This is a genomic window from Pantoea sp. GM01, assembly GCF_000282675.1.
Taxonomy (GTDB): Bacteria; Pseudomonadota; Gammaproteobacteria; order Enterobacterales; family Enterobacteriaceae; genus Pantoea; species Pantoea nemavictus.
In genome coordinates this window covers 50,670-64,104 of sequence record NZ_AKIU01000061.1, presented here as the reverse complement: position 1 = coordinate 64,104, position 13,435 = coordinate 50,670, and the positions used below count along the sequence as shown (strand labels likewise).

5 protein-coding genes are annotated in these 13,435 nt (G+C 60.1%); 3 read left to right on the top strand and 2 right to left on the bottom strand.

Annotated elements, in window-relative coordinates; translation table 11 throughout:
* Nucleotides 1-97: 97 nt before the first annotated feature.
* The gene (locus PMI17_RS18155) at nt 98-583 is read right to left on the bottom strand and encodes a hypothetical protein (RefSeq protein WP_007891284.1); all 486 of its coding nucleotides are present in this window, start codon (nt 581-583) and stop codon (nt 98-100) included.
* 172 nt (nt 584-755) lie between these two features.
* The gene (locus tag PMI17_RS18150; RefSeq protein ID WP_007891281.1) at nt 756-2,942 is read right to left on the bottom strand and encodes a TonB-dependent siderophore receptor; all 2,187 of its coding nucleotides are present in this window, start codon (nt 2,940-2,942) and stop codon (nt 756-758) included.
* 276 nt (nt 2,943-3,218) lie between these two features.
* On the opposite strand from PMI17_RS18150, the gene fes reads away from it, so the two are divergent.
* From fes to PMI17_RS18135, 3 genes are all read left to right on the top strand, one after another.
* Nucleotides 3,219-4,577 carry an enterochelin esterase gene (fes, locus tag PMI17_RS18145; protein ID WP_007891279.1) on the top strand — a complete coding sequence of 453 codons (1,359 nt, stop codon included), beginning with the start codon at nt 3,219-3,221 and terminating at the stop codon, nt 4,575-4,577.
* Nucleotides 4,570-4,791, top strand: coding sequence for an MbtH family protein (locus PMI17_RS18140; protein WP_007891276.1), 222 nt, complete (start codon nt 4,570-4,572; stop codon nt 4,789-4,791). The genes fes and PMI17_RS18140 overlap by 8 nt, the downstream gene beginning before the upstream one ends.
* 170 nt (nt 4,792-4,961) lie before the next feature.
* Complete coding sequence (locus PMI17_RS18135) at nt 4,962-13,388, top strand: non-ribosomal peptide synthetase (RefSeq protein ID WP_007891274.1); 8,427 nt, start codon at nt 4,962-4,964, stop codon at nt 13,386-13,388.
* Nucleotides 13,389-13,435 lie beyond the last annotated feature (47 nt).

Below are 13,435 nucleotides of genomic sequence, written 5' to 3'. Positions count from 1 at the left end.
CCCCAGCCGATGGCGAACGAAAGTCGCTCAGCGCTTAACTGATCGGCATTACGCCATAAATGGCGACCTTACAGAACACGCGGCGCTCAGAGCAAAATCAGGAATTATTCGGCGGTGTAGCGTCGGTTTCACTGAACGCTGGCTTCTGACGCGTAACAGAATAAACCACGTTTTTTGGGCTGTTTGGATCGGTGGTGACATCCACGGAAGCAATCGTCACTTTGCCAAAACCAAATAGCGTCTGCACGTAACCACCAATCTGGTGTTTACCTGGCGCCACGCGAATCTCGCGTTTCTCACCCTTCTTCAACAAACCGGCATCCTGACCATCAACCGTCACATAAACGGAAGAGCCGTCATCGGTGCGCGTGACCAGATGCGAAACGTTGATTACCGTTGGGCCGGTCTCAAAGGGAGAAGGCGAGTCATTGTTGTCGATGGGTGCGCCGGTCGCAGGCTGGGCCGCGGAGGTATCAGCGGCGGCTGTGGTGTCAGTGGATGTACCGGTAACGGCGGCAAGGCGAGCGCAGCCGGTAAGCATGATTGTTGCCATCAAAGTGGCCAAAGTGAAACGCGATAACATCGTGACGAAAAACCCCTGCTAAATGAGAAGCGTCCATTTTAGCGTGCCTTGCAGAGTGATGACAGTCACACAAATACAGTATTTTCCGAAAACCGGTCAGGAAATGTTTCATTGGCAGGCGTGCCGCACGCGATGTGCAACGAAACGGCGGCCGGTCAGGCCGCCGCGGGAATTACCAGCTGTAGTTAACCGAGGCGACGATCGATCGACCGCTGCCGTAGAAGCAGGCGCTGGAGTTACTGCAAGAGGCCACGTAGTGCTTATCCGCTACGTTATTAACGTTCAGCTGCAGCGTGGTGCCGCGCAGCGAATTCATCGCTTCACCCAGCTCATACTTTGCCATCACGTCATACAGCGTGTAGTGCGGCACGTTGTCGGTGCCGGTCTCATCCGCTGGCGTGGTGCCGGTGTAACGTACGCCGCTACCCAATGTAAAGCCGTTCAGTACGCCATCGAGGAAGGTATAGCTGCCCCACGCTGACGCCGCATGACGCGGAATGCTCGACGGTGAGTGACCAATACGTTCGGTGATGCTGCTCTCTTTGGTCACCGCATCGGTGTAGGTATAGGCGGCCAACAGTTTGATCTCAGGCGTAATCTGCGCATGCGCTTCGGTTTCAAGACCCTTTGAACGCACTTTACCGATCTGCTCGTTATAGCCCGTCACGTTGTTATAGGCAGTGATATTTTTCTGCGTGATATCAAACGCCGAAACGGTAAAGACCGCATCCCAGCCAACCGGCTGATACTTCACGCCCACTTCCGTCTGTTCGCCGGTGGTCGGTTTAAACGGATCGGTGCCCGGCGCGCCGCTGCTCAGGTTTGGCTCAAATGAGGTGCTGTAGCTGACATAAGGTGAAATCCCGTTATCAAATGCATACAGCAAACCCGCGCGGCCGGTAAACTTGTTGTCATTCTGCTGGGTTTCGCTGTTATCGGTGCGATCCTGGGTGCGAATTTCGCTCCAGTCATTACGCCCCGACAGCAGCAGATTCCACTGATTCCACTCCAGCTGATCCTGCAAATAAACGCCAACCTGATCGAGCTTCTTGCGCGTGCTGGTGGTCAGCGTCAGATCGTTCTCGTTAATACTGATACGCGTAGGATTAGCCCAGTCGAGAATGTATTGATCGCCCCTGTCGAGCCACAGTTTGTTATCGACGTCGCTCCATTTGTAATCCAGCCCGCCGAGCACGGTGTGCGCGACATTGCCAGTATCAAAGATGGCTTTCAGCTGGTTATCAAGGCCCAACTCTTTCGACTTGATCTTGTCGTGCTGCGGACGACGGTTGATCGAGTGATCGTTATCGGCATCAAAGGTATACACCAGATATTTGTACGATTCGTCCATGTTGCTGTAGCGCAGATTCTGCGTGAAGCTGACGTTGTCGCTCAGGTTGTGCTCGAAGATATACCCGACTGACGTCTGCTCGCGCTTGGCTTCGTTGAAGCTCGGATCGCTAACGTTGAAGTCGTAAGGAATGAAGCCTGCGCTGCTCTCTTTCAAGGTCCCGCTGGCGGGCAGGAAGTTACGATAGCCCGCTTTTGGCTCGTTCTGATACATCGTCAATAGCGTGAAGCTGGTGTCGGCATTGGGCAGCCAGGTGATCGCCGGCGCAATCGCCATTCGCTGCTGTTTGTTGTCTTTGACGAACTCATGTTTGGTGCTGGCGATGCCGTTCAGGCGGTAGAACAGCGTGTTGTCATCATTCAGCTTGCCGCCGAAATCAAACGCCGCTTCACCCAAATGCTGATTGCCGCTACTGAGCTGTACTTTGTGAATGCTCTGCGCGGTCGGGCGTTTGCTGGTCATGGCAACAATACCGCCCGGATTCACCTGGCCGTACAGCACCGAGGCTGGGCCATGAATCATCTCTACGCGCTCCAGCAGCCAGGGATCGATCTGCCCTGCTGCGCCCCCCTGACCGGACAAACCGTAGCTCAGCCCATCCAGGAACTTCGGCGCATAGCGGAAACCGCGCGCAATGATCTCATCGTTACGATTGGAGTTGCCGCGATAGTTAGTCAGCACGCCGCTGGTGTAGCTCAGCGCATCCGCCACCGAGGCCGCCGCCTGGTCGTCCATCTGCTCGCGCGTAATCACCGAAATGGATTGCGGCGTTTTACGCAGCGGCGTAGATGTTTTAGTGCCTGCCGCGCTCTCTTTCGCCACATAACCCTGCAGCGGTGAGGTCACACTTTCACGCGTGTCGGCATTCACGGTAAGGGTTTCTTCCGCGGCCGCGCTGAATGCCGCAGGTGCCAGCAACAAAATTGAGGCCAGAGAGAAATATAACCGATTGAATCTGAATTGCAGTGCCACAGCAGGTATTGCTGATTTTTTTACGTTAACGCACATAGTTGCCATCTCTATTTCAAACTGCCTTGTAGATGAAATAATCCGTTCGTTCGCCATGCCCAACGGCGCGGCTGTAACGGATTGAAATATTACTGCCTTGAGTTATTTACGGTCCTAATCTCCCTGCGTGACGTCCTTCACAAAATAATCCACTGAAAATACGAAGGTTTATTAGGCGCGAAAAATCATATTGCAAATGTAAATCGTTATCAATAGCATTTGCATTAGCTTTGATTAAGTAAAGATCATGAACAAAATGTGGAGATGGATTGCAGGATGTTTCTAGCTAGCGCAGATAAAACGACAGATGAGTGGTTGCCCGCCGGGACAGTTGCGCAATGGTTGCAGCGGGCGGATGTGGGTGAAGATGGCTGGTGGCAGCGGCTTTACGCCGCTGGAACGCCGCTGGTGGAGCGTGACGACACCGGTCAAACCACCATGCACTTCTTCTGGCGCGATCCCGAAGGCCACTCCGCACTTTCATCCACGCAACGGGTGTATGTCGATATTAACGGCGTTACCGATCACCACAGCGAAGCACCGGAAAGTTTGCTGCGGGTGGGCGACAGCGACGTCTGGCATTGGTCGACGCATATTGAGTCAGACTGGCGCGGCAGTTACAGCCTGATCCCGGCCACCGCGCAGCAGTTGCCACCGCTGTTTTGTGGCGACGAAGAGGCGTGTCGCGCGCTGCAGCGCAAATGGTGGATTTCGCTGATGCCGCTGGCGATTCCCGACAAACTCAACCCCACGCCGCCGTTTCTCAGCAGCCGACGCTTTGCCCTGAGCAACGCACATATGCCGGATGCGCCGGATCAATCGGCATGGCGCGCGCTGGATGCCGGACTGGCTGAAACCTGGCCTGATGCGCTGCAAACCTTGCAGTGGCACAGCGAGTTGCTCAACGTGACGCGCAACGTCTGGCTGTACAGCACCGGGCAAACCGATCGGCCTGAACAGCGTCCGCTGGCGATTCTGCTCGACGGACAAAACTGGGTGTATGGCCAACCGATTTTCAGCGCGCTGGATCAGGTCACCGCGGATGGCGAACTGCCGCCGACCTGCTGGCTGTTTATCGATGTCATCGACAGTCAGCATCGCGAAGCTGAATTGCCGTGCAACGCCACCTTCTGGCAAGCGGTGCAGCAGGAACTCCTGCCGCTGGCGCGCCAGCACGCCGCGTTCAGCAGCGACGCCAATCGCACGCTGGTGGCTGGGCAAAGTTACGGCGGACTGGCCGCGCTCTATGCCGGTTTACACTGGCCGCAGCGCTTTGGCCGCGTTCTGACCCAATCCGGCTCCTTCTGGTGGCCCAATCTGCAGTACATCCGCGATTACGCCAACCGCGAGCATCACGCACCTGGCCTGCTGTTGCAGCGTCTGCAGCAAGGCACGCTGCCGCCGGGCAAGCTGAAGATCTTCCAGGAAGTGGGCGATCGCGAGGCCGACATGGTGTACGTCAATCAGCAGATCGCCCCGGCGCTGCAGGCTGCAGGCCATGAATTACATTTTCGCCGCTACGCCGGAGGGCACGATGCGCTGTGCTGGCGTGGCGGTTTGATCGACGGCTGCCGCTGGCTGCTGGCCGATTTTCTTTCCCCAACCTCACCCTCTGAAGGTACTCACCATGTCTGAACAACAAAATCCGTTTGATAACGATGCGCTGGATTTTCTGGTGCTGCTTAACGCGCGCCAGCAATACAGCCTGTGGCCAGCGTTTGCCCCGGTACCGGCGGGTTGGCATAACGTGGCAGGCCCGCTAACGCGCGCCGCCGCCATCGAGTTTATTGAAGCCAACTGGCACGACATGCGACCAGCGACGCAACAGACGTCGTCTACCGCAGCTTAATTTTCTTTTTTAATCATCTAGTTAATTTATTCCCAAAATCATTCGGGCTGCAGCAAGGCGGCAAGTGTGCAAATCCCCAGGAGCTTACTGAAGTAAGTGACTGGGGTGAGCGCACGCAGCCAACGCCGCTGCAGCCTGAAGGATGACGGGAATCAGACAGGAATTGTCCTTTGGCAACGTACAAACAACCTCCCTCTGCGGCCTATCCTTTGGTGGCGGCGCAGCCCGGCATCTGGATTGCTGACAGTATTGCGCCGCAGCGCAATCAATTTACCGTGGCGCACTACAGCGTATTGCACGGCAACATCAACCGCGCCGCGCTGGATAGCGCTATTCGTCAGGCGATGGCCGAAGCGGATACCGTGCAGGCGCGCTTTGGTCTCGACGATGAGGGCAATCCAGCGCAGTGGTTCAATGCACAAGCACCCATCGCACCGGAATGGCACGATTTCAGCCAGCGCGCCGACGCCAGCAGCCAGGCACACAAGCTGATGCAGGCGGATCTCGTCGCTGAGCTGCCTGCCGACGGCGACAAACCGCTCTATCGCCACGCGCTACTGCGCATCGGCGACGGCAGCTGGCTGTGGTATCAGCGTTATCACCATTTGCTGGTGGATGGTTTCAGCTTTGAAGCGCTGACCCAGCGCGTCGCGGCGATCTACGCCGCCGTGTGTGCCGGTGAAATGCCAGCGCCCACGCCGTTTACCCCCTTCACCAGCGTGATTGAGGAGTATCAACAGTGGCAAAATTCTGCCGCCTTTACTCGCTCAGCCAGTCACTGGCACAGCTACGCAGCGGACCTGCCGGAAACCCTTTCGCTCTCCAGCGAAAGCGTGATCGCTGCTGGCGCGCGCCCAATCAGCTGTCAGGTGACGCTGCCGCAGCTGGCAGCGCTGCGCCAACAACCACAGCTCGCTGACAGCAGCGAAGGCGATATCGTCAGCGCCCTGTTGGTCGCTTATCTTGCACGCATGAGCCATCGTGCGCGCTTATCGATTGGCTTCCCGTTTATGCGTCGCATGGGTTCAGCAGCAATCTCAACGCTCGGACCGGTGGTGAACGTCTTGCCGCTGATTTTTAGCGTCAGCGATGAGATGACGTTGCCGGATTTGGTGCAGCAGGTGCAGGGTGAAATCCGCAAGGCGCGCCGCCATCAGCGCTATGAGGCGGAGCAGCTGCGTCGTGATTTGGGTTTGGTTGGCAGCAGCCAGGCGCTGTATGGTCCGGTGATTAACGTCAAGGTCTATCACGACGATCTGCAATTCGATGGTCATCCTGCCGCCACCCATACGCTGGCGATGGGCCCGGTTGACGATCTGGAATTTGAAGTGGGCTTCCGCGATGGCGCACTGCAGCTGACGCTGGTGGCAAATCCGCAACGTTACGATGGGCAAACGCTACAACGTCACGCCGATCGCATCAGCCATCTGTCAAGTCAGCTCGCCTCACAGCCCACACTCACCCTTAGTGCACTGTCATTATTGGCACCGCAGGAGCAACGCGATCTGCAGCGCTGGTCTAACGGCCCAACTATCCTGCCACCCGCCAATACCACCACTATCGTGGATATCCTGCTGCAACGTGCCACGCAGCATGGCGATGAGATCGCGGTGGTGTGCGGCGAACATAGTCTGAGCTATCGCCAGCTCGCCGATCGCGCCATGCAGCTCTCGCATCTGTTGATCGCCCGCGGTCTGCGCGCTGACGACGTAGTCGCCATTGGCATTCCGCGTTCGGTGGATTCACTGGTGGCCATCTTTGGTGTGCTGGCGAGCGGCGCGGCCTATATGCCGCTCGATCTCGATTACCCGCGCGAACGTTTAACCCTAATGTGCGATGACGCACAGCCTAAACTGCTGCTGACACACACCAACACGCTGGCGCAGATGCCGGTACTGCCGCATCTGTGCATTGATGATGTAGCGCTAAACGATCAACTTAACGCCCAAGCCAATTGTCCGCCGGTCACCCAGCTGTGCGGCGACGATCTGGCTTACATGATCTACACCTCGGGATCGACAGGACGTCCCAAAGGCGTGATGAGCACCCATCAGGGCTTGCTCAATCTGTTCCTGTCGCACCGCGAACACCTGTTCGGCCCGGCGATTGCGCGCTTTAGCGCCAATAGCCCGCGCCGCATGCGCGCCGGTCACACCGCGTCATTCTCCTTCGACTCCTCGTGGGAACCGCTGTTCTGCATGCTGATGGGCTGCGAGCTGAATATCTTTGACGAAGATCTGCGCCGCGATGCCTGGGGATTGATTCAGCAGATGAATGCGGTGCCGGTCGATTTGCTGGATATCACGCCGTCGTTCTTCTCGCAGATGATCGACAGCGGCCTGCTGGAAGCCGACAACCATCGCCCATCGTTTGTGATGATTGGCGGGGAAGCGGCGACGCCGACACTGTGGAAGCTGATGCAGCAACAGCAGCAGATGGAGATCCACAACTATTATGGCCCGTCGGAATACACCATCGATACGCTCGGCGCCAATGTCATGGCCTCGCCGCAGCCGGTGATTGGTCGTCCGGTGGGAAACAGCGAAGTCTATCTGCTGGATAACCAATTGCGTCAGGTGCCCATCGGGTGTGCTGGCGAACTGTATATCGCCGGAACCGGCATCGCGCGCGGCTATCTGCGTCGTCCCGATCTCACCAGCGCACGCTTTGTTGCCAACCCGTTCCGCGCGGGCGACGTGATGTATCGCAGCGGCGACCTGATGCGCTGGCGTCAGGATGGCCAGCTGGCCTTTATTGGCCGTACCGATCACCAGATTAAAGTGCGCGGCTTCCGCGTCGAACTCGGTGAAGTGGAGAACGCGCTGGTGGCGCTGCCGGAAGTCAGTACCGCCGTGGTGATCGCCGAAGTGATCGGCGCGACGCATCGCCTGATTGGCTACTGCTCGGTGCAGGATGACGCGCTGCGTGCGGATAGCGCGCTCAACGCGCGTTTACTGGCGCAGCTCGCCACTCAGCTGCCGGATTACATGGTGCCGGCGGTGTTGATGGTGATGGCGGAGTTGCCGCTTAACGTGAATGGCAAGATTGACCGCCAGGCGTTGCCGAAGCCGCAACAGGCGCAGCAGAGCCAAGGCCGCGCCGCCAGCACGCCGCAGGAGCAGCTGATTTGCTCGGCGATCGCGGGCCTGCTCGGGTTGGAAAGCGTAGGTGCCGAAGATGACTTCTTTGCGCTCGGCGGTGACAGCATTTCGGCGATGGGACTTAGCACCGCCGCGCGCCGCGCCGGTTATCTGCTGCGTCCGCGCGAAATCTTCGCTGAACGTACCGCTGCACGCATGGCGCGTGATTTACAGCCGCTGGCGCAGCACACCAGCGGCGAGCGCGTGGTGCAGCAGGGCGCGCTGGGCGGATTGCCGATCCTGCACTGGTTCAATGCGCAAGCGGGCATCAACGCACGCTTCGCGCATGGCGTGCTGCTGTCGGTGCCGCCGCAGTTACAGCTCGCGCAGGTAGAACAGCTGATCGATCAACTGGCGCAGGCGCATCCGGCACTCAATGCCTTCACGCGCGGCGATCGGCTGGTGGTTGGTGAAACGCTGGCGTCACGCCCTGCCCGCGTACGCGCCTTGGCCGTGGAGGATCGCGATAGCGCGGCGGAGCAGGCGTTTAGCGAGGATGCTAATGCGCTGGATCCGGCGGCCGGTGCGCTACTCAAAGCCACGCTGCTGCAACAACATGGCGCCAGCTGCGCACTGGTGCTGACGCTGCATCATCTGATCGTTGATGGCGTTTCCTGGCGTGTGTTGCTGGATGAACTGCAACTGGCCGGTGAAGCGCTGCTGCATAACACGCCGCTGACCCTTCCCGCCGAGGAAACCTCGCTGCATGATTGGTCGGCAGCCTTGCTGGCGAACCTCGCAGCGCGCGCTAACGAAATGCCCTTCTGGCAACAGATGCTGGCTGAACCGCTGCCGCCCATTGGACAGCGCGCCATGCAGCTCAGCGATCGCCAACAGCATCAACGCACCCTGCTGGACGCAGCCACCACGCATGCGCTGCTCAACACGCTGCCGCACTATTATCGCGCCACCAGCGAAGAGTTACTGTTGACGCTGCTGACCCTTGCGCTGCGCCAGCATAACGGCAGCGCCTTGCAACGCGTCACGCTGGAGTCGCACGGTCGCGCTGAACTGCATGCCCAGCAGGATCTGGCGCGCACCGTCGGCTGGCTGACGGCGGAGTTCCCGCTTCTGCTGCCGTTGCCAGACAATCCACACGCGCCGCTCAATGACAGCGTGCGCGCGGTGAAAGCGGTGCTGCGCGCGGTGCCGGATCGCGGTATCGGTTACGGTCAGCTGCGCTGGCTCGATGCGCATCGTAGTGTGGCGCTGGCCCAGCTGGCGGCACAACATGCGCCGCAGGTGCTGTTTAACTACCTCGGCCGCTTCACGCAGCGCAGCGGTTACTGGTCGCCACAGCGCACTGCGCAGCAGTTCCGCGACACCTTTGCGGTGCTGCAGGATGAGGCGCTGCCGCTGCAGCACGCGCTGGAACTCAACGTCTTCGTCGAGGAGCAATCTCACGCGACGCAGCTGGCGCTTAACTGGAGCTGGGCCGCTGGCGCGCTGAACGCCGAAGCGATTGAAAGTCTGCATCAGGCCATGGCCAGCGGCGCACAGGCGTTAATGGCGCTGGCTCACCAGCAGCCGCAACAGGCCGCCAACACGCTGGTCGCCGCCGACGTCGCGCTTGCAGGCATCGACGATGCGGTGCTGCAACAGCTGCATGCGCGTCACGGCGCTTTTAGCCATGCGTTGCCGCTGCTGCCGTTACAAAAAGGCCTGCTGTTCCACGCACAAACCAGCGCGCAGCAAGGCAGCTATAACTCGTTAACGCGCCTGACGCTGAGCGGCGCTATCGATGTGACCTCGGTACAGCAGGCGCTGAACGCGGTGCTGCGCCGTCATCCACAGCTGGCGGCACGCTTCGACGCCGAACTCAGCCTGCAGCCGCTGCAGCTGTTACCAGCAGGGGAACTGCACTGGCCGCTGGCGGTGCATCAGTTGACTGATGAAGACGAAGATCAGGCGCTGCTGGCGCTGGAGCATCAGGCGCTGGCGCAGGATCTGTTCAACCAGCCGATGATGCTGCAGGCCACATTGATCGCCCATCGCGACGGCCTGCACTGGACGCTGCTGCTCAACGCGCATCATCTGGTGGTGGATGGCTGGTCAACGCCGGTGATCCTCCACGATCTGCTTTGTGCGCTGCGCCAGCAAACCTTGCCCGCGCACAGCAGCAGTTACGCCGATATTGTGCGTCAGCTCAGCCAGCGCGACAGCGATGAAGCGCGTCAGCAGTGGCAGGCGTGTCTGCACGAGGTGCGGCCGACGCTGCTCTATCCGCAGGCCGCCGACAGCGCGGTTCATGAGCAGCGCCTTACGCTGGATGCCACGCTGGAGCGCGACCTCTATGCGCTATGCCGCGCACGTGGATTAACCCTGAACAGCGTGATGCAGGGCTTATGGGGCCTGATGCTGTCCGTTGCGAGCGGTCAGCAAGATGTGGTGTTTGGTGCCCCAGTGTCCGGTCGTTTTGGTCATATCGATGGCATCGATGAGCACGTTGGCCTGTTCAGCAACACGCTGCCGGTACGCATGCGGTTCGATCATCAGCGGCCACTGCTGGAGCAGCTGGCCGATCACCAGGCGCAGCAAATTCAACTGATTGAGCAAGATTGTCTCGGTCTGGCCGAGATTCAGCAGCTGGTCGGCGCGGGTACGCTGTTTGATACCCTGCTGGTGGTGGAGAACTATCCGGACAACCAAACGCTGCTGGATGCCCATGCTGCCGTGCGCTGCGAAGCGATTCACAACCGTGGTTACACGCACTATCCGCTGACGCTGCTGGTGCTGCCGGGCGAACAGCTGACGCTGTTAATGGAGTACCGCGACTGCGTCACTGAGCCGCAACGCCTCGCCGAGCGGCTGTTACTGCTGCTGCAGCAGCTGGTCTCCACGCCGGATCTGCCGCTGACGCAGTGGCGACTGCAAACGCTGGCTGAGCAATCGCTGCTTGCCTGGGTCAACAACACTGGCGTGCAGCTGGAAACCGAAACCCTGCAGCAGGCGATTGCCCAGCAGGCGGCGCGTACCCCGGACGCGTTGGCGCTGCTGGACGTTGAACATCAGCTGAGCTACGGCGAAATGCAGCGTCAGGCAAGATTACTGGCGGATCGTCTGATTGAAGCGGGCGTGATGCCGGGCGATATCGTCGCCGTGGCGCTACCGCGCTCGGTTCGCCTTAGTATCGCGCTCACCGCCATTCTGCAAGCGGGCGCGGCGTATCTGCCGCTGGATATCGGTTATCCCGATGAGCGTCTGGCTTATATGGTGGACGATGCGCGGCCATGGGTGGTGATCACCGAATCCGCGCTGGAGAGCCGCTTTGCCAGCTTTGGTACGTTGATGCTGTTTGATGCCTTAGCCGCCAGCCAGGCGCAGGCCCGCCATAGCCTGCCGCCAGCGGATGCCCAGCGCCCGGCATACGTCCTTTATACCTCGGGTTCCACCGGCAAACCGAAAGGTGTGGTAGTGAATCAACACGCCATCGTCAACCGCCTGCGCTGGATGCAGGCCAGCTATCCACTGCGCGCCGACGATGTGGTGTTGCAGAAAACGCCGTGCAGCTTTGATGTGTCGGTATGGGAGTTCTTCTGGCCGCTGATGACCGGCGCGCAGTTGCTGATGGCGCCGCCGGAGGCCCATCGCGATCCGCAGGCGCTGTGGCAGCTGATCGACGACTATCACGTCACCACCCTGCACTTTGTGCCCTCGATGCTGGCCGCGTTTGTCGGCCATCTGGCGGCGCAAACTGACCAGGCTTGCCCGAGCCTGCGTCGCGTATTCTGCAGCGGTGAAGCGCTGGCGTGCGATTTGGCGCGCAGCTATCAGGCGCTGATTACCGCGCCGCTGCACAATCTGTATGGCCCGACAGAAGCCGCCGTCGATGTCACCTGGCAACCGGCCAGCGGCAGCGCGCTGGAGGGGCTGAACGGGCCGGGCGTGCCGATTGGTCGTCCGGTGTGGAACACGCAGCTGCATATTCTGGATAGCCTGCTGCGTCCAGTGCCGGTTGGCGTGCCAGGCGATCTCTATCTCAGCGGCGTGCAGCTGGCCGATGGCTATTTGCATCGTGCCGATCTTACCGCGCAGCGCTTTGTCGCCGCGCCGTTTGCCGAAGGGGAACGCATGTATCGCACCGGCGATATCGCCAGCTGGCGCGCCGACGGTGCTGTGGAGTATCTGGGGCGCAGCGACGATCAGCTGAAGATGCGCGGACAGCGCATTGAGCCGGGCGAAATCGAACAGGCGTTAGTCGCGCTGCCAGGCGTGGCGCAGGCCGTCGTTGCGGCGCGCAGCCTTACGCAGCAGTCGACTCCGGGCGTCGATAATCGTCAGCTGCTGGGCTGGCTGGTAGCAGATGCGGGCGCCACGCTGGACATCGAGCGCGTGAAGCAGCAACTGGCAGAACGTTTGCCTGCGCATATGCAACCGGTCAGCTATCTGCTGCTCGACGATCTGCCGCTGAGCGCTAACGGCAAGCTGGATCGCAAAGCGCTGCCGATGCCGCAGCTCAGCACGCGCAGCGGTAGAGTGCCGGACAGCGCCAACGAACATCTTCTGGCCGATCTGTTCCAACAGCTACTGGGCTGCGACAGCGTGTTCGCCGATGACGATTTCTTCGCGCTCGGCGGCCATTCGCTGCTGGCAATGCGCCTGGCGGCAGAACTGCGTCGTCGTGATGTGCCGCCGCTGAGTATTGGGCAGATCATCGCTGCACGCAGCGTGGAGAAGCTGGCGGCGCTGCTCGACGGCGGCGCCAGCAGCGAAACCGGCGGCAACGGTGAACTGCTGCCATTGCGCGCAGGCAGCGGCCCCACGCTGTTCTGTATCCATCCGGCATCCGGTTTCGCCTGGCAGTACAGCGCCCTGCTGCACTATCTGGACGGCGACTTCCCAATTGTCGGCCTGCAATCGCCGCGCCCTGGCGGGGTGATTGCGGCGTGTCACAGCGTGGAGGCGATGTGCGACCAGCATCTGGCGACGATTCGCCAGCAGCAGCCGCGCGGGCCTTACTTCCTGCTCGGCTATTCACTCGGCGGCACGCTGGCGCAAGGTATCGCCGCACGTTTGCAGGCGTTAGGTGAAGAGGTGGCCTTCCTCGGCCTGCTGGATACCTATCCGGCGGAAGGTCAGGACTGGCGCACGCCGGATGCCGATGAGGCGGAGCGCGAAGTGGCACGCGAGCAGGCCGAGTTTATGGCCGCGACCGAAGACGAACGCGATCCACAGCTGCGGGCGGAGAAAGCGGCGATGTTTAGCACCATCGTGGCCAACTACAAAGACGCCGTAGCGCGCCTGGCGGAAGCGCGCACCCCGCGTTATGCCGGCAGCGCCACGCTGTTTATGGCGCAAAAAACCGTGCCGCCGGATATGGATGTCCGCGCCAGCTGGGCGCCGTTTGTGGATGAGCTCACCCTGTTCCCACTGGATTGCGAACACGCCGATATTCTCTCAGCGGATTCGCTGAAAGTGTTGGGGCCGTTGATAAATCAGCTGTTAGCTGGGCGTTAAACAAGGCACACACCGTAGCGGCGCGATTTATCGCGCTCTTTTTAAAG